This window comes from Saccharothrix mutabilis subsp. mutabilis, from assembly GCF_039521145.1.
In the GTDB taxonomy this organism is placed as follows: domain Bacteria; phylum Actinomycetota; class Actinomycetes; order Mycobacteriales; family Pseudonocardiaceae; genus Actinosynnema; species Actinosynnema mutabilis.
Genome location: NZ_BAAABU010000003.1, coordinates 122872 through 142850 on the forward strand (window position 1 = coordinate 122872; position 19979 = coordinate 142850).

The following is a 19979-nucleotide window of genomic DNA, read 5'->3' on the forward strand; positions in this document are numbered from 1 at the left end:
GACGTCCTTCGGGTAGGTTCTGCGCCGTGCGTTTCGGGGTGCTGGGGCCGTTGGCCGTGTGGACGTCGGACGCCCGTCCGGTGCGCATCCCCGAGCTGAAGGTCCGCGCGCTGCTCGCCGAGCTGGTGCTGGAGGCGGGCCGGGTGGTGCCCGCCGACCGGCTCGTGGACCACCTGTGGGGGCAGCGGCTGCCGGCCAACCCGGCGGGCGCGTTGCAGACCCGGGTGTCGCAGCTGCGCGGCGCGCTGGACAACGCCGAGCCCGGGTCACGCGCGCTGGTCGTGTCCCGCCCGCCCGGCTACCTGCTCGACGTGCCGGCCGACGACGTGGACGTGCGGCGGTTCGAGGCCCTGGTCGCGCAGGCCGCGGCGGTCGGGTCGGCGCGGGACCGGGTGGCGCTGCTGGGCGACGCGCTCGCGCTGTGGCGGGGTCCGGCGCTGGCCGACTTCGCCGACGAGGAGTTCGCGCGGGTCGCGGCGGCCCGGCTGGCCGAGCTGTGGCTGACGGCCGTGGAGCAGCGCGCCGAGGCCCGGCTGGAGCTGGGCGAGCAGGGCGTGCTCGCCGACGAGCTGGGCGACCTGGTCGAGCGGCACCCGCTGCGGGAACGCCTGCGCGCCGCCCACCTGCGGGCGCTGTACCGGGCGGGGCGGCAGGGCGAGGCGCTGGCCGGGTACCGGGACTTCCGGTCGCGGCTGGCCGACGAGCTGGGCGTGGAGCCGGGGCCGGAGCTGGCCGCGCTGCACCGGGCGATCCTGGCCCAGGACCCGGCGCTGGGCGGGACGCGGCCGGTGTCCGCGTCGAACCTGCCGCACGTGCTGGGCGAGCTGGTCGGCCGGGAGGACGCGGTCGGCGCGGTGCGGGCGCTGCCGGACCGGCTGGTCACGTTGACCGGTCCCGGCGGGGTGGGCAAGACCCGGCTGGCGCTGGCGGCGGCGTGGCGGGCGGTGGAGGACTTCCCGGACGGCGTGTGGCTGGTCGAGCTGGCCGGCCTGCCCGCCGGGGCCGGGGCCGACGCCGTGGCGGAGCTGGTCGCGGCCGTGGTCGGGGTGCGCGACGAGACCTCGTCCGGGCTGCTCGGGCACCTGGCGGACGCGTTGCGCGGCAAGCGGTTGATGGTCGTGCTGGACAACTGCGAGCACGTCGCGCCGGCGGTGGCCGAGGTGGTCGGCGTGCTCCTGCGCACCGCGCCGGACGTGCGGGTCCTCGCGACCAGCCAGCGGCCGTTGGGCGTCGCGGGCGAGGTGCTGTACGCGGTGCCGCCGCTGGCCGAGCCGAGCGCGGTGGACCTGTTCGTGGCCCGCGCCGCCGCGGGCAGCCCCGGGTTCACGCTCACCCCCGACAACGCCGACGCCGTGGCCGCCATCTGCCGCCGCCTGGACGGCGTCCCGCTCGCGCTGGAGCTGGCCGCGACCCGCGTGCGGGCGCTGGGCGTGCACGAGCTGCTGGCCCGCCTGGACGACCGGTTCCGGGTCCTGTCCGCCGGGCACGCCGACGCGCCGGCCCGCCAGCGGACGTTGCGCGCGGTCATCGACTGGAGCTGGGAGCTGCTCGGCGAGGCCGAACGGGCGGTGCTGCGGCGGTTGTCCGTGCACGCCGACGGGTGGACGCTCGCCGCCGCCGAAGCCGTGTGCGGGGACGACCTGGACGTGCTGGACCTGTTGGCCCGCCTGGTCGACCGCTCGCTGGTGACGGTGTCCACTGTGGACGGTTACCGGTACCGGCTGCTGGAGTCGGTGGCCGAGTACAGCGCGGCGAAGCTGGCCGAGTCGGGCGAGCGGGCCGAGGTCGAGCGGCGGCACCGCGAGTACTACACGGGTCTGGCGCTGCGGGCGGACGCGCGGCTGCGCGGGCCGGAGCAGCGGGAGTGGTTGCGCCACCTGGACGTGGAGGCCGCGAACCTGCGTGCCGCGCTGGACGGCGCGGTGCGGGAGGGGACCGCGCTGCCGCTGGTGAACGCCCTCGCCTGGTACTGGGTCCTGCGCGGGCGGCTGGGCGAGGGCAGGCGGGCGCTGGCCGCGGCGCTGGCCGCCGGCGGGGCCGAGGACGACGCGGCGACCGCCCGGATCTGGCTGGCCGCCTTCCTGCTGCGCATGGGCGAGAACCCGGACGCGGACGTCACGGCCGCACCCCGGCCGCACGACGTGGACGCCCTGGCCGCGCGGGCGCGGGCCGAGGTGTTCCTGGCGATCGCGGGCGTCGGGATCGGCGAGGTGCGCACCGGCGAGGACCAGCTGGCGTCGGCGCTGGAGGTCTTCCAGGGGCTGGGCGACCAGTGGGGCATCGCGGCTTCACTGGTCGTGCGGTCGCGGCACGCGTTGCTGCGCAGTGATCTGGAGACGTTGACCGAGGCGGGCACCCGGGCGATGGAGCTGTTCACCGCCCTGGGCGACCGGTGGGGCCGCCTGCACGCCACCTACGCGTTGGGCTGGCACGCGGAGATCGTCGGCGACTACGACCGGGCCGCGCACGTGCACCGGTCCGGGCTGCGGATGGCCGAGGACCTCGGGCTGTGGACCGACGTGTCGGACAAGCTCGGCGCGCTGGGCCGGATCGCGCTGCTGACCGGCGACCTGGACCGCGCGGACGACCTGCACGAGCGGGCCCGGCGGGTCGCCGTCGAGCAGGGGTACCCGGTGGGCGAGGAGTTCGCGGAACTGGGCCTGGCGCTCAGCGCGCGGCGGCGGGGCCGGTTCGACGAGGCCGAGGCGAGCCTGCGCAAGTGGCTGGCCTGGGACCGGTCGCTGGGGTCCGACATCGCCCAGTCGATCATCCTGGCCGAACTCGGGTTCACGGCCGAGCAGCGCGGTGACGCGGACGCCGCGCGGGCCCTGCACCTGGACGGGCTGGCCGCCGCGCGCCGGGCCGCCGACCCGCGTGCCGTGGCGCTGGCGTTCGAGGGGTTGGCCGGGGTGGCGGAACCGGTCGAGGCGGCGCGGTTGCTGGGCCGGGCGGCGGCCCTGCGGGAGTCGGTGGGCGCGCCGCTGGCCGAGGGCGAGCGGGGCGACGTCACCCGCATCACCGACCGCGCCCGCGCCGCACTGGGGGCCGAGACCTTCGCGGCCGAATTCGCCCGGGGGCACGAGACCCGGGAGCCCGCCGACGGCCACGAGCAGCCCGGCAGCCGTGAGACGCCCGAGCCCGGCAGCCGCGAGACGCCCGAGCCTGGCAGCCGCGAGACGCCCGAGCCTGGCAGCCACGAGACGCCCGAGCCTGGCAGCCACGAGCCGGCGGAACCCTTCCCGAGCGGCGACCCGGGTTAGCTGCCCGGTCGGCTCTCCTCGGGCGGCTCGGAGTCCGGGAACGGGTCCGGCGTCGTCTTGCGGAGGTCGGCGGCGGTCGACTTGGCGTCGTCGATCAGCTTCTGGTTCTCGGCGAGCTGCCGGTCCTCGCGCGGGGTCCGAACCTCGGGCACTTCCTTCTCCATGCGGCCAGGGTTGCCCGTGGCCGGGTGGGCAAACTCTCAGCGGCCGTGGCCGGGAACCGGCCCACCATGATCGGTGTGGACGCTGCGACGAAGCACGCTTGGACCCTGCTCGGCGGGGACGCCGAGGCCGCGGGTGCGGTGGAGTACGAGCACGTGGCCGGGGTGCTGCCCGCCCGGTTGCCGGTGCGCGAGCTGGCGCGGGCGACGGTCGGGGTCTGCTCGCTGGCCGCCGCCGACCTGCTGGCCCGGCGGGACGGGCGGCCCCGGCCCGCGGTTCGGGTGCACGAAGGCGCGGTGGCGGCGGCGTTCGTGAGCGAGCGGCTGGTCCGGATCGACGGGCGGGAGCCGACGGTGTTCGCGCCCCTGTCGCGGTTCTGGCGGGCGGCCGACGGGTGGGTGCGCACGCACGCCAACTACCCGCACCACCGGGAGCGGCTGCTGCGCGTGCTCGGGGTGGACGACGGGCCCGACGTCGTGTCACGCGTCGAGGACGTGCTGGCCGGGCTCGCCGCGGTCGCCGTGCAGGAGGAGGTGTACGCGGCGGGCGGGTTGGCGGTCGCGGTAGCCGAGCGGCCGGTGGGGCCGCTGCCGTTGGTCGAGGCGCGGGACACCGGGGGGCGGGGGCGTCGGCTGGGCGCCGCCGGGTTGCCCGCCGAGGGGGTCCGGGTGCTGGACCTGACCCGGGTCATCGCCGGGCCGGTGGCGACGCGGACGTTGGGGCTGCTCGGGGCGGACGTGCTGCGCGTCGACTCGCCCGGGTTGCCCGAGGACGACCTGTGGGACACCGGGTTCGGCAAGCGGTCGGCGCTGCTGGACCTGCGGGCGCAGGGCCTGGACGACCTGCTGGAACGGGCGGACGTCGTGGTCACCGGGTACCGGCCCGGGGCGCTGGACCGCTTCGGGCTGGGGGCCGACGCCCTGCTGGAGCGCCGGCCCGGGTTGGTGGTGGCCCAGCTCGACGCGTGGGGCTGGTCCGGGCCGTGGGCGGGGCGGCGCGGGTTCGACAGCCTGGTGCAGGCCGGCAGCGGGATCGCCGCCGTCGAGTCGGACGGCGAGCGGCCCGGGGTGCTGCCCGCGCAGGCGCTGGACCACGGCACCGGGTACCTGGTCGCCGCCGCCGTGCTGCGGGCGTTGGCGGACGGCGGCGGGCGGCACGTCCGGCTGTCGCTGGCGGGCACGGCGTCGTGGCTGCTGCACGACCTGGAGCCGGCTGAGGTCGGAGGTCGTGCCGGCCACGACGCGGCGGACTGGGTGGCCACGATCGACTCGCCCTACGGTGAACTGCGTCACGTCCGGCCGCCCGTGCACTACGAAGGCGCGCCGCGCACGTGGTCCCAACCGCCCACCCGATGGGGTGACGCTCGCGCCGAGTGGAACGGAGAGTGACAAATCGGGCGAAATGAGACGCCCGAGACTGGGCCGAACGAGCGAACGCTTACGGCATCACGGTGACCGTCGGTGTGCGAGGCGGGCCCGGCGGTCGCAGCTCCTGCGCCTGTTCACCCGGTCTTGCGACCGGCAAGCGCCCCCCTGCTGCGACCGCCATCGTCAGGGGTTCACGCCGCGAAAAATCCGACCTCCACAAGCCCCCTGGTCGGATCTTTCCGGGTGGCGGCGTGCCTCCTGGCGACGTCTGGCCCGGCCTTTCGAAGTCCTCTCGGACTTCTCGCTGTTCCAGCTTCGCACCAGGCGCTTACAAGCGGCTGACAAGCCGCCGCGCCGCCGTGGGGTGCGCGGACGCCGCCGCACGGCCCGGCCGGGGCGGCTGTGCGCCGGCCCAGTCGGCGGTGGCCCGGCGCGCATCCGGCGGGAATTCACGCACTGTTTCTTGTGAATGCGGCGGAACCGGCTCCGGGCGACTCGTGGAATATTCCAGGAAACCGGTCGGTATTGCGTTCGCGGAACACCCCGGAGCAGTGCTCGACCACCCGGTGGGCGGTGTTCTCGGCCTCGCCACCCTTTCGGCCGTATTGCGCGGTAACCGCGCCGGCTACACTCGGCGACGCAAACAGGGACGGACCGGTGCGACCACCATGGGGGGCGCGGGTTGCGTGTGAACCATGGGCGTAGCCGTCCCGGGTGGACAATTTCCGCCGAGGCCGAGGTGCGATACGACGTCGTGGTCGTGGACGACGTCTTCGACCGCGCGAACACCGCGCTGGCCGAGGTGTCCGCCGCCGCCTACCCGGCCACGAGCCGCCGGTTCGTCGTGCTCGACGCGAACGTGGACCGCCTGCACGGCACGCGCATCCGGGACTACCTGGACCACCACGGCATCACCGACGAGCCGATGGTGCTGCCGGTGTCGGAGGAGCTGAAGACGATGGCGACCGTCGGGGTCGTCGCGGACGCGCTCGGCGCCTTCGGAATCGATCGCCACCAGCCGATCATCGCCGTCGGCGGTGGCGTGCTGCTCGACGTGGTGGGCGTGGTCGCGAGCCTGTACCGGCGCGGCACGCCCCACATCCGGGTGCCCACGACCCTGGTCGGCCTGGTCGACGCCGGCGTCGGCGCGAAGACCGGCGTCAACCACGGCGACCACAAGAACCTGTTCGGCGCGTACCACCCGCCGCTGGCCGCGCTGCTGGACCGCACGCTGCTGGCCACCCTCGACGAGCGGCACGTCGTCAACGGCCTCGCCGAGGTGCTGAAGATCGCGCTGGTGCGCGACCGGGAACTGTTCGAGCTGATTGCACAACACGGCCCCGACCTCGTCCGCGATCGGTTCCGCACCGGTGGCGCGGAGGTGCTCGACCGCGCGGTGGACGGAATGTTGAGCGAGTTGGCGGACAATCTGTGGGAGCACCGCCTGGACCGGCTCGTGGATTTCGGCCACTCGATCAGCCCGGTGCTGGAGATGAAAGCCCTCCCGGAATTGCTGCACGGCGAGGCGGTGGCCGTGGACATGGCATTGTTCACGGTCGTGGCGGCCCGGCGCGGGCTGCTCGAACCGGCGGACCGCGACCGAATACTGGACGTCCTGCGCGCCACCGGTCTACCCGTCTCGCATGAACTCCTCGGGCCCGCACTGTTGCGGGAAGGTCTCGCGGCGACGACGCGGCACCGCGGTGGCCGCCAGCGCCTGCCGCTGCCGACCGGCATCGGGTCCGCGGTGTTCTGCGACGACGTGACGGAAGGGGAGCTGGCCGTGGCCGCCAAGGAACTCGGGGAACTGCGGTGACCGGTGAGCTGGTCGTCGGCGACACGTCGTCGGCGTCGGCCGTGCGGGACGTGCACGGCGCGGCCGGGGCGTCGGAGTGGAAGTGCTTCGCGCGGCGGACGTGGCTGCGCGGCGACTGGGAGGCCGTGGAGTGGGCGCGCATCCCGCCGGGCGGGGTGAGCGGCGAGCACGTGCACAGCCGGACGGAGGAGGTCTACTTCATCCTGTCCGGGCGCGGCGAGATCCTGCTCGACGGCGTGGCCACCGAGGTCGGTCCCGGGGACGTCGTGCTGACCGGGCTGGGCACCAGGCACGGCCTGCGCGCCCTGGGTGACGAGGGCGTGACGTGGCTGGTGGTCGAGGTGCTCGGCCCCCGGACGGCGGCGGTGCTGCGCGGGGCGGCGTCGTGAACGCGGGCGTGTTCCACCTCGGTTCGCCGGGCGAGATCGACCCCCGGACCGTGTTGACCGGTCCGTTGAGCGCGATCCGGCGGGTGCGGGTCGCGGCGGGCGAGTCGGTCGAGCTGGCGGCGGACGGGGTGGAGTTCAGCTTCTTCGTCCTGGCGGGCGAGGGGACGGCCGTGACGGCGGCGACCTCGGTGGACCTGCGGGCCGGGGTGTCGGTGACCGCGCCGCTGGGCACGGTCGTGACCCTGGCGGCAGGCGCGGAGGGTCTGGAGTACTTCCTGGTGCAGCTCGACGTGCCGGACAGGGGCGGGTCGTGATCGTGACCCCGCCGGCCGCGCCGTCCCGGACGTTCGGTGGCGGCGGGTCGGTGACGTGGCGGTGCCTGGTGCGGCGCGGGATGCTGCACTCGGAGACCGAGTCGGTGGACGTCGTGCGGCTGCCGGCAGGTGGGGTGTTCGCCCCGCCGGGCACCGAGGGCATCGAGTCGGCCTGGCTCCTCCTCGACGGCTCCGCGACACTCACCCCCCACCCCACCCCTCCCGCCGCCAATCCGGTAACCGCCGCCGGCCCCGCCGCGGTCGCAGCAGGCGATGTCGTGCTCGTCCCGGCCGGCGGGGCGCGGCTGACCGCCGGTCCCGAGGGCGTCGAGTTCCTGTGGGTCGCCGTGTTGCCCGCCGCCGTCTCGCGGGCCCTGCCGCCGCGGTCCCCGGTGGCCCCGTGAGCGCGCCCCAGCACACCCGCCGGCTGGTCGGCACCTGGCCGACCGGGACCATGCCCGCCGCGCTGATCACCGGGCGCGAGCGGGTCGAGGTGGGCGCCCTCCCCATCCCCGAGCGGCGCGCCGGGCACGTCCTGGTCCGCACCCACTACCTCGGCCTGTGCGGCACCGACCTGGAGCTGTACCACGGCACCGCCTCCTACCTGCGCGACGGCCGCGCCCGCCACCCCCACGTCTTCGGCCACGAGTGGTGGGGTGAGGTGGTCGCCGCGGACGGCGCGCCCGGCTTCACCCCCGGCGATCCCGTCGTCGGCCACACCATGATCACCTGCGGCCGGTGCGCCCGCTGCCGCCACGGCGCTCGGCAGCAGTGCGCCCGCATGACCGAAGTCGGCCTCTACGGGCAGCAGGGCGCGGCGGCGGAGTTCATCAGGATGCCCGCGCACGCGCTCACCGTGCTGCCCGACTCGATGGCCGTGCCGTGGGCGGTGTTCGTCGAGCCCGCCGTGACGGTGGTGGAGGCGTTCCGCCGGGCCCGGGTCCGTCCGGACGACCGGGTCGCCGTCGTCGGCACCGGCACGATCGGGTTGCTGTCGGTGCAGCTCGCGGCCAGGTGGTCCGAACAGGTGATCGCGGTCGGCATCGACCCGGCCGGGCTGGCGCTCGCGGGCTGCCCGGCGCACCTGGTCCCCGACGCGCCGCCCGGCGAGCACTCGCTGGTGGTGGAGGCGTCCGGCGGGGCGGGGGCGTTGGCGACGGCGCTGCGGCTGGTCGAGCGGGGTGGCCGGATCGCGCTGGTCGGGGTGTCGAACGAGCCCGAGGAGGGCTTGGTGCCGGGGGACTTCGCGTTGCGCGGGGTGGACGTGCTCGGCATCCAGCACGGCGTCGACCACTACGCGGAGACGGTCCGGATGTTCGCCGACGGCGTCCTCGACGGCGCGCGCCTGGTCGCCGCCGTCGTGCCGGCCCGCACCCCGGAACGGGCGTTCGAACTGCTGGCCCGCGGCCGATCCGGACCGCCCAAGGTGATCATCGGAGCGGACTGGTGACGACGCTGGTGCGGACGTCCGAAGTGGACGGTGTGGTGGTCGGGACGGCCCTTGGCACGATCGCCCTGCACACCGGCGACTTCGCGCTGGAGGGCGACGCCGAGACGGCCGCCCTGGTGATCGCGGGGGAGGCGCACCTGCGCGAGGCGGCGCAGGGCGACCCGAGCGGTGGCGGGCGCGGTGGCGCGGACGGCCTTGGTGTCGGGGACGGCGTGCACGGCCCGGCGCGGCTCGGCGGCACCGCCCGCCTCCTGGTGCTGACCTCCCGCCACCCCGCGCCCGGCGAGGCGAAGACCTGGCGCTTCGCGCCCGCCGGCCGCACCGCCGCGCAGCACGCCGGCCGCACCGCCGCCGAGCACGCCGGCGCGACGGCCGCGGACCACCTGCTGGCGGACGGGGGCGGGTTCACCGACATGGGGGTGCGGTGGCTCGCGACCGCCGACACCCTCGGCACCGCCGGGCTCGTCGTCGCCACCTCCACCTTCGCCCCCGGCGGCCACCACGAGCCGCACCGCCACCCGCACGCCGACGAGTTCTTCCTCGTCCTGCGCGGCGGCGGGTACCACCACGCGTCGGACGGGCCCATCCGGCTCGACCCCGGCGACCTCGTCCACGTGCCCGCCGGGGAGCCGCACGGCTTCCGCACCGACCCGGGCACCGTCACCACCGCGCTCTACGGCTACCTCGGCGCGGGCAGTCTCGACCAGGCCGGTTACGAAGTCGAAGGCGGTGCGCGCTGATGGCCAGACGCAGGGCGGTGGTGACCGGGGCCAGCTCCGGGATCGGCAAGGCCGCGGCCGTCCTCTTGGCGCGCGCCGACCACGACGTCGCCATCGGCTACCGGTCCGATGTGGACGGCGCGAACCGGGTCAGGGCCGCGGTGGAGGAGGAAGGCGGCAAGGCCATCACCTTCCGCCTCGACCACACCGAGCCCGAGCGGGCCGCCGCGGCCGTCGACCGGGCCGTCAGCGACCTCGGCGGCGTGGACGTGTTCGTCAACAACGCGGGCGTCAACCACCGCGGCAGGTTCCTCGACGAGTCCCTCGCCGACTGGCAGCGCCTGCTCGCCGTCGACCTCACCGGCCCGTTCGCGTGCGCCCAGGCGGTCGCCCGGCGGATGGTCGAGCAGGGCGCCGGCGGCCGGATCGTCAACGTCACCTCCGTGCACGAGCTGATCCCCATCGACGGCGGCTCCGCCTACTGCGCCGCCAAGGGCGGCCTGCTGATGCTCACCCGGGTGATGGCCCTCGAACTCGCCGAGCACGGCATCACCGTCAACGCGGTGGCCCCCGGCGAGACCGCCACCCCCATGAACGGCGTCCCCGACCACGTGGACGCGGCCGACATCGACCGGCCGATGATCCCGGTCGGCCGTCCCGGCCGCGCCGAGGAGGTCGCCGCGCTGATCGCCCACCTGGCGAGCGACGCGGCGGCCTACATCACCGGCTCGACGCTGCACATCGACGGCGGGCTGGCGCTGATGGGCGCGATTCCCAACCAGGCTTACGCGGGGAGGATCTGATGGCGATTCCGGGCGCGCGGGCCGTGCACCACGTCGCGTACACGGTGCCGGACCTCGACCAGGCGGTGCGGTTCTTCGTCGACGTCGTCGGCGCGGAACTGGTCTACCGGCTCGGGCCGGTGGAGGACCCGGACGGCGACTGGATGACGCGCAAGCTCGGCGTCGACCCGAAGGCGTCCACGAACATCGCGATGCTGCGGCTGGGCCCGGTGACCAACCTCGAACTGTTCGAGTACACCGCGCCCGACCAGCGCCGCGAGCTGCCCCGCAACAGCGACTGGGGCGGCCACCACCTCGCCATCCACGTGGACGACGTGGACGCGGCGGTCGCGTACCTGCGCGACCAGCCCGGCGTCACGGTCCAGGGCGAGCCGGAGACCATCGAGGACGGCCCCATCGCAGGCGACCGCTGGGTGTACTTCACCACGCCGTGGGGCATGCAGCTGGAGCTGATCAACCTGCCGCCGGGCGCGCCCTTCGAGCTGGAGACCGAGGCGCGGCTCTACACACCGGGCGTGCCCTGGCGGAACCGGTAGCCGGCCGTGGGTGGGCGATTCGCCGCGTTCATCCGGCTGAGCAGGCTGCGGTTCCTCGTCGAGAGCCAGCTGACGGTGACGCTCGGCGTCGCCGTCTCCGTCTACAGCGGACACCCGTTCGCACTGGGCACGTGGCTGCTGATCCAGTCCACGGTCGTGCTCACGCACCTGATGACCCACTACTGCAACGAGTACTTCGACCTGGCCGCCGACAGCGCCCACACCGCGCCCAACCGGTGGACCGGCGGCAGCCAGGTGCTGGTGAAGGGCGCGCTGCGGCCCGAGGTCAGCCTGGCGGCGGCGTTCGTGCTGCTGTTCGTGGTGCTCACCCTGACCGTGCTGATGCCCGACCCCGTGCAGCGGCTGATCTCGCTGGCCGCGATCGCCCTGGCCTGGTTCTACACCGCGCCGCCGGTGCGGCTGAACTACCGGGCCGTCGGCGAGGTCACCACGGCCGCGTCGCTCACCCTGTTCTGCCCGTTCCTGATGGTCTACTCGCTGACCGGCGGGTTCCCGGCGGAACTGGTCGCGGTGTGCGTGCCGCTGCTGCTGGTGATGACCGCGCGGATGATGGTGATGAACTTCGTGGACCGCGACTCGGACCTGCTGGTGGGCAAGCACACCCTGCCGAACACGCTGGGCGCGCGGCGGGCCGCCCTGCTGTTCGCCGGGCTCCAGGTCGCGGCCTGCGCGATCGTGCTGGCGACCACGGTGGCCGGCGTGCTGCCCCTGGCGGTGGGCGTCGGGCTGCTGCTGACCGCGCCGGGCGCGGTCCTGTTGAGCCGCAGGCTGTTGCGCGAACCGCCGTCGCCCGACGCGCCCGAGCAGGCCACGTCCACCGCGCACCTGGCCACGGCGCACGCCGCCGCCACCGGTGTCGTCTCCGTGGTGGGCTTCACCGTGGCCACGGCGATCGACGACGGCGTGACCGCCTCGGTGGTGGCGTGCGCGGTGCTGTTCGCGCTGTACGTGACGCCGGCGGTCGGCGTGCAGGTGCTGGACGCCTTCAAGCGCGGGCGTGCCGGGGCGGTGGGCGCCGCATGACACCGCCCGTCCTGGACCAACAGGCACCCGTGCCGGAGGCCGTGCCCGGCATCGCGTTCGCGGTGGTCGGCGTGTGCACGTTCGCGATCTACCTGCTGGCGATCCGGCGCGGGTTCCTGGACAAGCGGACCACGCTGCCCGTGTTCGCGGCCTGCGCCAACGTGTCGTGGGAGTTCACCTACGCGTTCATCTACCCGGTGTACCCGGAGATGCGGGTCATCCTGTACTTCTGGCTGCCGCTGAACCTCGTGCTGCTGTGGCAGGCGCTGAGGTGGGGCCGGCAGGACTTCCCGGGCATGTCCCGCGCCGGGTTCGCCTGGATGGTGGCCGGGTGGTCCCTGTTCTCGCTGTCGTTCATGGTGCTGGCGACGCGCGAGTTCGACGACCGGGTCGGCGCGTACACCACGGTGTTCGTGGTGGTGCTGATGGAAGCGCTGTTCATCCAGATGCTCCGGGTGCGCGGGTCCACGGTCGGGCAGACCATGTACATCGCGCTGCTCAAGACGGTGATCGACGTGTCCGGCGCGGTCGGGCTCATCGCGTGGTACCCGAACCGCTGGCTGCTGCACCAGATGATCGTCGCGGAGGTCGTGCTGGACGTCGTGTACGCCGTGCTGCTGTACCGGCGGTTCAAGGCCGAGGGTGTGAGTCCGTGGCGGAAGTTCTGACGCAGACGCAGGCGTTGGTGCTCGGCGGCGGGGTGGCCGGGCTCCTGGCCGCCGCCGCCCTGAAGGGGCACGTCGAGCGGGTGACCGTCGTGGAGCGCGACCGGTACGACGGGGCCCGACCCCGGCGGGGCGTCCCGCAGGGCCGGCACGCGCACCTGCTGCTGGCCCGGGGTGTGCGGGCGATGGAGAGCCTGGCGCCCGGGTTCGAGGCCGCCTTGGGCGCGGCCGGCGCGCGGCGGGTGCGGATGCCGCAGGACCTGTTGACCTACACGCCGTTCGGGTGGACGCCCCGGTTCCCGCACGGGCAGTTCCTGATGAGCTGCCGGCGGCCGTTGCTGGAGTCGGTGCTCCGGGACCTGGTGGACGTCGAGGTCGTCCAGGACGCGGAGGCGGTCGGCCTGGTGGGCTCCGGCGGCCGGGTGACCGGCGCGGTGGTGCGGTCCCGGGAGGACGGGGTGGCCCGCGAGGTCGCCGCCGACCTGGTGGTGGACGCCACCGGCGCTTCCTCCAAGGCCGACCGGTGGCTGCGCGACCTGGGCAGGTCCGTGCGGGACGTCGTGGTGGACCCCGGCATCCGGTACGCGACCGCCCTGTTCCGGCCCGCCCAGCGGCTCGCGGGGTTCCCGGCCGTGTGCGTCCAACCCGGTCCGCCGGACGAGGGGCACGGCGGGGTGCTGCTGCCGGTCGAGGAGGGCTGGTGGATCGTCAGCCTGGCCGGGCTGCGCGGGACCGTGCCGCCGACCGACGCGGCCGGCTTCCTGGCCTACGCGAAGGGCTTGCGGCACCCGCTGCTGGGGCGGCTGCTCGGGTCCGCCGAGCCGGTCGGGCCCATCCGGGCCTACGGCGCGCCGCCCGGGCGGCTGCGGAGCTTCCCCGACGTGGCGGGGTTCGTGGCGGTCGGCGACGCGGTCGCCAACTACAACCCGTTGTACGGGCACGGGATGACAGTGGCCGCTGTGGACGCTCTCGCCCTGCGGGACGGGGTGGCCGAGCACGGGTTGGGCGGTGGTCTGGCGAGATCGGTGCGGAAAGCCGTAGTGCGTGCGACCGCCGACGCGTGGGCCTTGGCGGTCGGCCAGGACACGCGGTACGAGCGGACTTTCGCGCCGGCGCGGAAAGTGCCCGATCGGGTGGCCGGCTGGTACGCCGACCGGGTCGGCGCGGCGGCGGCCGTGGACACCGGGGTCGCCGCCGCCCTGCTGGACTCCTATACGTTGTCCGAGCCGTTGTCGCGGCTCACGCGGCCGGCGGTGGCCCGGAAGGTGTTGCGCAAGCTCGACCGGCCGAGCCCCGAACCCCCGCTCACCCCGGAGGAGCGCGCCCTCCTCACACCGTGACCCGGCGGTCGTACCGCCGATCGGGTGATGAGGCCGGCGATCACTCCCCTTGGGACGGATAGGTTCGAAAGGCTTGGCGGGACCTCAACGGGGGAGACGATGACCGGAAGACGAGCCGTCCTGATCGCCGCGGTGGCCGTGGCCGCCGCCGGGTGCAGCGCCGGCACCCCGGACACCACCGCGCCACCGGCGCAGCCGAAGGCCGGCGGGACGCTGACGTTCGCCACCGACGCCGACCCCGGCTGCCTGGACCCGCACCAGTCGCCCACCGCCGCGTCCCAGCTGGTGACGCGCGGCGTGGTGGACTCGCTGGTCGCGCAGGACCCCAAGACGCTGGAGCTCAAGCCCTGGCTCGCCGAGTCCTGGACGGCCTCGCCCGACGCCACCTCCTTCACCTTCACCCTGCGCACCGGCGTGACCTTCAGCGACGGCGCGCCGCTCGACGCGGCGGCGGTGAAGGCGAACTTCGACCGGATCGTGAACCCGGCCACCAAGTCGCTGCTCGCGGCGAGCCTGCTCGCCGGGTACGACGGCACGACCGTGGACGACCCGCGCACGGTGACCGTCAAGTTCAAGGCCCCGAACGCGTCGTTCCCGCAGGCCGCCAGCACCGCGTTCCTCGGCATGCAGTCGCCGAACGCGTTCGAGGCCGGGCCCGAGGCCGTGTGCCGCAAGCCGGTGGGCAGCGGGCCGTTCGTCGCCGCCGAGCGGCAGCCGCAGGCCAGCATCACGCTGTCCCGGCGGGCCGACTACGCCTGGGGCCCCGAGACCGCCACGCACCGCGGTGCGCCCTACCTGGACCTGGTGACCATCAACATCGTCCCCGAGAACGGCGTGCGCATGGGCAGCCTGCGCACCAACCAGGTGGACGCCATCGCCAACGTCCCGCCCAAGGAGGTCGACGGGCTGAAGGGCGCCGGGTTCGAGGTGCTCGCCAAGGCCCAGCCCGGCATCGCCTACACGCTCAACCTCAACGCCGCCCGCGAGCCGCTGACCGACGTGAAGGTGCGGCAGGCGATCGCCAAGGGCATCGACACCGAGGCCCTGGTGAACAGCCTCTACCAGGGCAAGTACCCGCGGGCGACCAGCGTGCTGACCGGCGCGACCCCCGGCTACGCCTCGATCCTGGGCACCAGCCAGTTCGACGCCGCCGCCGCCGAGCGGCTGCTCGACGAGGCCGGGTGGAAGAAGCAGGACGACGGCACGCGGGCCAAGAACGGCAAGCCGCTGAGCGTCGAGTGGACGTTCATCTCGCCCACCCGCGAGCAGCGGGACCTGTTGGCGCAGATCGTGCAGCAGCAGCTCAAGGCGATCGGGGTGGACGTCGAGCTCGTGCCGCTGGCGATGGGCGAGGCGATCGCCAAGACCGCGCGCGGTGAACTCCAGATGGGCGACATCAGCTTCGTGCGGGCGGACGGCGACGTGCTGCGGACCGTGCTGACCGCGCCGCGCGGCGGGACGCCCGCGGTGGTCGCGCCCGAGGTCCCGGGCCTGCTGTCGGCCGCGGCGGCGACCGTGGACGACGCGGTCCGCGACGAGAACTACGCCAAGGTGCAGCGGTCGCTGGTCGAGAACGCCACCGCCATCCCCGTCTACGACCCGACCTACCTGTTGGGCGTCGGCAAGGCCGCGCACGGCATCGTGTTCGACCCGCAGGGCCTGCCGTCGTTCCACGAGGCCTGGGTGTCGCGCTGACCGTGCGCCGCGCCGGGTTCGTGCTCCGCCGGCTCGCCTCGGCGGTGCCGGTGCTGGTGGCGGTGCTGACGCTGTCGTTCGTGATGATGCAGCTCGTGCCGGGCGACCCCGTGCAGATGATGCTGTCCGGCGCGGGGCCCGTGCCCACGCCCGAGCAGGAGCAGGCGCTGCGGGCGCGGCTCGGCCTCGACCGGCCGCTGCACGAGCAGTACTTCGGGTTCCTCGCGGACGCGGTGCGCGGCGACTTCGGCCGGTCGGTGCAGACCGGGGAACCGGTCGTGTCGGCGATCTCGGCGGTGGCCCCGGCCAGCGCGGAGCTGGCGCTGTTCGCGCTGGTGCTGTCGCTGGTGTTCGGCGTGGGCATCGCGGTGCTGGGGCGGGTGGCGACCGGCCCGGTGCGGTCGCTGTGCAACGGCGTGCCGGTGGTGTTCATGTCCACGCCGGGTTACTGGGTGGCGTTGCTGCTGATCGAGGTGTTCTCGTTCCGGCTCACGCTGTTCCCCGCGACCGGCGACGACGGCTTCGCGGCGCTGGTCCTGCCCGCGGTGACCCTGGCCCTGCCCGCCGTCGGCGTGATCGCGCAGGTGCTGGGGACGTCGCTGGCGGCGGTGGACGCGGAGGCGTACGTGGCGACGGCCCGCGCCAAGGGCGCCGGGCGGTGGCGGGTGCTGCTGCGGCACGCGCTGCGCAACGCGTCCATCCCGACCATCACGCTGGTCGGCACGACGGTCGGCAACCTGCTGGCGGCGGCGGTGATCGCGGAGACCGTGTTCGCGCGGCCCGGCCTGGGGCGGTTGACGTTGCAGGCCATCACCAACCACGACATCCCCGTGCTCCAGGGGGTGGTGGCGCTGCTGGGCGTGCTGTACGTGGTGGTGAACCTGCTGGTGGACCTCTGTTACGTGCTGGTCGACCCCCGGGTCACCGCCGACCGGATCAGGGACTGACCGTGAAACGCCCGGGTGTCGTGCTGTCGTTGCTGGTGCTGGCGTTCGTCGTGGCGTGCGTGGCGGCGCCGGGCCTGCTCGCGCCGACCGCGCCGGACCGCATCGACCCGCTCGCGATGCTGGAGCCGCCGAGCTTCGCCCACCCGTTCGGCACCGACCAGCTGGGCCGGGACCTGTTCAGCCGGGTCGTGCACGGCTCGCGGGTGTCGGTGCTGGTCGCGTTGGCGGCGGCGACGGCGTCGCTGGTGGTGGGGGCGCTGGTCGGGCTCGTGTCGGGCATGCTCGGCGGCTGGCTGGACGCGCTGCTGATGCGGGCGGTGGACGTGCTGCTGGCGTTCCCGGCGCTGCTGTCGGCGTTGGCCGTGATCGGCATCCTGGGCAGTTCGGTCGTGAACGTGGCGGTGGCGGTCGCGGCGGCCGGGATCGCCCCGTTCTGCCGGGTCGTGCGGGCGCAGGTGCTCCACGTGCGGACGCGGCCGTACGTGGCCGCGGCGACGGTGAGCGGGGTGCGGCCGGCCGCCGTGCTGGTGCGGCACATCATCCCCAACGCCGCCGGGCCCGTGCTGACGTTGGCGCTGATGAGCCTCGGCGTCGCGCTGCTGGCGTCGTCGTCGCTGAGCTTCCTGGGGTTCGGGCCGCGACCGCCGGACGCCGACTGGGGCTCCCTGGCGTCCTCCGGGCGCGACTACGTGGGAACGGCGTGGTGGCTCACGGCGTTCCCCGGAGCGATGGTGGTGTGCACGACCCTGGCCGTGACCGCGCTGCACCGGGCGGTGGGACGGCGGTGAGCCTGCTCGCGGTGCGGGGGCTGCGCGTGTCCTACGGCGGGACGCCGGCGCTGGCCGGCGTCGACCTCACCGTGGCGCACGGCCAGACCGTGGCGATCGTCGGCGAGTCCGGGTCGGGCAAGACGACGTTGGCACGCGCGCTCCTGGGCCTGCTGCCGCCGTCGGCGCGGGTGCTGGGCGGGTCGATCGGGTTCGGCGGGCGGGACCTGCTGGAGCTGGGCGAACGCGGTATGCGGGCGGTGCGCGGGCGGTCGATCTCGCTGGTGCCGCAGGACCCGACGGCCGCGCTGAACCCGGTCGTGCCGGTGGGGGCGCAGGTCGCCGAGGTGCTGCGGGTGCACGGGCTGGCCTCGCGCCGGGACGCGCGTCGGCGCGCGGTGGAGCTGCTGGAGGTCGCCGGGTTCCCGGACGCGGCGGCGCGGGCGCGGCAGTACCCGCACGAGCTGTCCGGCGGGATGCGGCAGCGGGTCCTCATCGCGGCGGCCCTGGCGGGCGAGCCGGACCTGATCGTGGCCGACGAGCCGACGTCCGCGCTGGACCCGACCGTGCAGCGGCAGGTGCTCGACCACCTCACCGCGCTGACCCGGTCCTCCGGCACCGCGCTGGTCCTGATCACGCACGACCTGGGCATCGCGGCCGAACGCGCCGAGCACGTCGTGGTGATGGCCGACGGCGAGGTGGTGGAGGAGGGCCCGCCGGCGAGGGTCCTCGACGCCCCCGACCACCCGCGCACCCGGCAACTCGTGGCCGACGCGCCCAGCCTGAACTCGACCCGCCTGCGGCCGTCGTCGGCGACCGACGAGACCCTGCTCGACGTCCGGGGGCTGACCAAGGTGTTCACCGGCTCCCGGTTCGGCGCGGGGCGCAGGAGGACCACCGCCGTGGACGACGTGGCGTTCACCGTCGCGCGCGGCGAGACCCTGGCGCTGGTCGGGGAGTCCGGGGCGGGGAAGTCGACCGTGGCGCGGCTGCTGGTGCGGCTGGAGGACGCCACGGCGGGCCGCATCCTGTTCGACGGCGCGGACCTGGCGGCGCTGCGCGGCGCGGAGCTGCGCCGGTTCCGGCGGCGCGTCCAGCTGGTCTTCCAGGACCCGTTCACCTGCCTCGACCCCCGCTACACCGCGTTCGACCTGATCGCCGAACCGTTGCGCGCCTTCGGCCTGGACGCCTCCCCGGCCCGCGTCCACGAGCTGGCCCAGCAGGTGGCCCTGCCGGTCGGGCTGCTGGCGCGGCGGCCGGGCGAGCTGTCCGGCGGGCAGTGCCAGCGGGTGGCCATCGCGCGGGCCGTCGCACCCGGCCCCGACCTGCTGGTGTGCGACGAGCCGGCGTCGTCGCTGGACATCTCGGTGCAGGCGCAGGTGCTGCGGCTGCTGGTGGACCTCCAGGCCGCGCTGGGCCTGAGCGTGGTGTTCATCTCGCACGACCTGGCCGTGGTGCGCCAGGTCGCCGACCGCGTGGCCGTGCTCAAGGCCGGTCGGGTGGTGGAGACCGGCCCCGTGGACGAGGTCTTCGCCGATCCGCGGCACCCGCACACCCGGGCGCTGATCTCCGCTGTCCCCCACACACCCAGAAGGGAACCGGCATGACCACGCCACCCAAGGCCGCGAGCCCGGTGGACTTCGCGACCTACGGTCCCTACGCCCCCAAACCGAAACCGGGCGCGTCGGCCCGCCCCGGACCCGCCTTCCCGAACCGCATCACCGCCGACGGCTCCAGCGGCCACCGGGCCGAACCCGGCAGGTACCACCTCTACGTCGCCCAGTCCTGCCCGTTCTGCCAACGGGTGACCATCACCCGGAAGCTGAAGGGCCTGGAGGACGTGATCTCGGTGTCCGCCGTGGACCCGATGCGCGACGGCCGGGGCTGGGCCTTCCGCGAGGGCGAGGGCCACGACCTGGACCACCTGAACGGTTTCTCGCTGCTGAGCGAGGCCTACACGGCCACCGACCCCGACCACGACGGCCACGTGTCCGTGCCGGTGCTGTGGGACAAGGTGGAGAAGCGCATAGCCAGCAACGACTTCCGCCACTTGAGCATCGACGTGGCGACGGCGTTCGACGAGTGGGCGACCAACGACGTCGACCTGTACCCGGAACCGTTGCGGTCGGAGATCGACGACCTGAACGAGTTCCTGTACGAGAGGGTCCACAACGGACCGTACCGGTGCGGGTTCGCCAAGACGCAGGAGGACTACGAGCGCGAGGTCCTGTCACTGTTCGACGCCTTGGACCGGTTGGAAGAGCGCCTGGCGACCCGGAGGTACCTGTTCGGCGACCGGTTGACGGACTCGGACGTGCGGCTGTTCGTGACGCTGGCGCGGTTCGACTCGGTGTACGTCACGCACTTCAAGGCGAACCTGCGGCGGCTGGTCGACTACCCGAACCTGTGGGCGTACGCCCGCGACCTCTACAGCCTGGACGCGTTCAGCTCGACCACCGACTTCGAGCAAACCAAACGCCACTACTTCCTGACCCACACGTGGATCAACCCGTCAGGCCTGGTCCCCTTGGGCCCGGAAGCAGACTGGACAGCCCCAACCGACCGCCACAACCTCTAACCACACGCCCAGCGCGGCCTTGGCCGCGCAGCGGCGGCTGAGCTACCAGCCACAAGGGGTCTTCGTGTTCCCCACCGTATGACCTGCCCGAAGGGCTACCGCACTTTCCCGGGGTCGGGCCAAAAAG

General features: G+C 74.3%; 19 protein-coding genes. 18 read left to right on the forward strand and 1 reads right to left on the reverse strand.

Features of this window, described 5'->3' with window-relative positions:
• Positions 1-26: 26 nt before the first annotated feature.
• Complete coding sequence (locus ABD126_RS08260; protein ID WP_343933093.1) at positions 27-3260, forward strand: BTAD domain-containing putative transcriptional regulator; 3234 nt, start codon at positions 27-29, stop codon at positions 3258-3260.
• On the opposite strand, the gene ABD126_RS08265 is transcribed toward ABD126_RS08260, so the two are convergent.
• Positions 3257-3424 (reverse strand): hypothetical protein, encoded by a 168-nt coding sequence (locus tag ABD126_RS08265; RefSeq protein WP_343933094.1) that lies wholly within the window; start codon positions 3422-3424, stop codon positions 3257-3259. The two genes, ABD126_RS08260 and ABD126_RS08265, sit on opposite strands and share 4 nt — an antisense overlap.
• A 75-nt stretch (positions 3425-3499) precedes the next feature.
• Here ABD126_RS08265 and ABD126_RS08270 point away from each other — a divergent pair, with 75 nt between their 5' ends.
• From ABD126_RS08270 to ABD126_RS08350, 17 genes are all read left to right on the forward strand, one after another.
• Positions 3500-4810 carry a CoA transferase gene (locus tag ABD126_RS08270; protein ID WP_425542766.1) on the forward strand — a complete coding sequence of 437 codons (1311 nt, stop codon included), beginning with the start codon at positions 3500-3502 and terminating at the stop codon, positions 4808-4810.
• 718 nt (positions 4811-5528) lie between these two features.
• Positions 5529-6605, forward strand: a complete 1077-nt coding sequence (locus ABD126_RS08275) for a sedoheptulose 7-phosphate cyclase (RefSeq protein WP_343933095.1) — start codon at positions 5529-5531, stop codon at positions 6603-6605.
• On the forward strand, positions 6602-6994 hold the full coding sequence (locus ABD126_RS08280; RefSeq protein ID WP_343933096.1) for a cupin domain-containing protein: 393 nt from the start codon (positions 6602-6604) through the stop codon (positions 6992-6994). The genes ABD126_RS08275 and ABD126_RS08280 overlap by 4 nt, the downstream gene beginning before the upstream one ends.
• A complete protein-coding gene (locus tag ABD126_RS08285) occupies positions 6991-7308 on the forward strand; it encodes a cupin domain-containing protein (RefSeq protein WP_343933097.1) in 318 nt (105 codons plus the stop codon). Before ABD126_RS08280 ends, ABD126_RS08285 begins: the two co-directional genes overlap by 4 nt.
• Positions 7305-7712: a hypothetical protein gene (locus ABD126_RS08290; protein ID WP_343933098.1), complete on the forward strand. Its 408-nt coding sequence runs from the start codon at positions 7305-7307 to the stop codon at positions 7710-7712. The genes ABD126_RS08285 and ABD126_RS08290 overlap by 4 nt, the downstream gene beginning before the upstream one ends.
• On the forward strand, positions 7709-8758 hold the full coding sequence (locus tag ABD126_RS08295) for a zinc-dependent alcohol dehydrogenase (protein WP_343933099.1): 1050 nt from the start codon (positions 7709-7711) through the stop codon (positions 8756-8758). Before ABD126_RS08290 ends, ABD126_RS08295 begins: the two co-directional genes overlap by 4 nt.
• Positions 8755-9498, forward strand: coding sequence for a cupin domain-containing protein (locus tag ABD126_RS08300; protein WP_343933100.1), 744 nt, complete (start codon positions 8755-8757; stop codon positions 9496-9498). Before ABD126_RS08295 ends, ABD126_RS08300 begins: the two co-directional genes overlap by 4 nt.
• On the forward strand, positions 9498-10280 hold the full coding sequence (locus ABD126_RS08305) for an SDR family oxidoreductase (RefSeq protein ID WP_343933101.1): 783 nt from the start codon (positions 9498-9500) through the stop codon (positions 10278-10280). The genes ABD126_RS08300 and ABD126_RS08305 overlap by 1 nt, the downstream gene beginning before the upstream one ends.
• Positions 10280-10816, forward strand: coding sequence for a VOC family protein (locus ABD126_RS08310; protein WP_343933102.1), 537 nt, complete (start codon positions 10280-10282; stop codon positions 10814-10816). The genes ABD126_RS08305 and ABD126_RS08310 overlap by 1 nt, the downstream gene beginning before the upstream one ends.
• Before the next feature lie 6 nt (positions 10817-10822).
• The gene (locus ABD126_RS08315) at positions 10823-11860 is read left to right on the forward strand and encodes a prenyltransferase (protein ID WP_343933103.1); all 1038 of its coding nucleotides are present in this window, start codon (positions 10823-10825) and stop codon (positions 11858-11860) included.
• The gene (locus ABD126_RS08320) at positions 11857-12528 is read left to right on the forward strand and encodes a transmembrane-type terpene cyclase (protein ID WP_343933104.1); all 672 of its coding nucleotides are present in this window, start codon (positions 11857-11859) and stop codon (positions 12526-12528) included. The genes ABD126_RS08315 and ABD126_RS08320 overlap by 4 nt, the downstream gene beginning before the upstream one ends.
• The gene (locus ABD126_RS08325) at positions 12513-13865 is read left to right on the forward strand and encodes an FAD-dependent oxidoreductase (protein ID WP_343933105.1); all 1353 of its coding nucleotides are present in this window, start codon (positions 12513-12515) and stop codon (positions 13863-13865) included. Before ABD126_RS08320 ends, ABD126_RS08325 begins: the two co-directional genes overlap by 16 nt.
• A 99-nt stretch (positions 13866-13964) precedes the next feature.
• Positions 13965-15560, forward strand: a complete 1596-nt coding sequence (locus ABD126_RS08330) for an ABC transporter substrate-binding protein (RefSeq protein ID WP_343933106.1) — start codon at positions 13965-13967, stop codon at positions 15558-15560.
• A gap of 2 nt (positions 15561-15562) precedes the next feature.
• Positions 15563-16507: an ABC transporter permease gene (locus ABD126_RS08335; protein WP_343933107.1), complete on the forward strand. Its 945-nt coding sequence runs from the start codon at positions 15563-15565 to the stop codon at positions 16505-16507.
• A 2-nt stretch (positions 16508-16509) separates the two neighbouring features.
• Positions 16510-17295: an ABC transporter permease gene (locus ABD126_RS08340; protein WP_343933108.1), complete on the forward strand. Its 786-nt coding sequence runs from the start codon at positions 16510-16512 to the stop codon at positions 17293-17295.
• Positions 17292-18881, forward strand: coding sequence for a dipeptide ABC transporter ATP-binding protein (locus ABD126_RS08345; RefSeq protein WP_343933109.1), 1590 nt, complete (start codon positions 17292-17294; stop codon positions 18879-18881). The genes ABD126_RS08340 and ABD126_RS08345 overlap by 4 nt, the downstream gene beginning before the upstream one ends.
• Positions 18878-19852 (forward strand): glutathione S-transferase family protein, encoded by a 975-nt coding sequence (locus ABD126_RS08350; protein ID WP_343933110.1) that lies wholly within the window; start codon positions 18878-18880, stop codon positions 19850-19852. The genes ABD126_RS08345 and ABD126_RS08350 overlap by 4 nt, the downstream gene beginning before the upstream one ends.
• Positions 19853-19979: the final 127 nt, after the last annotated feature.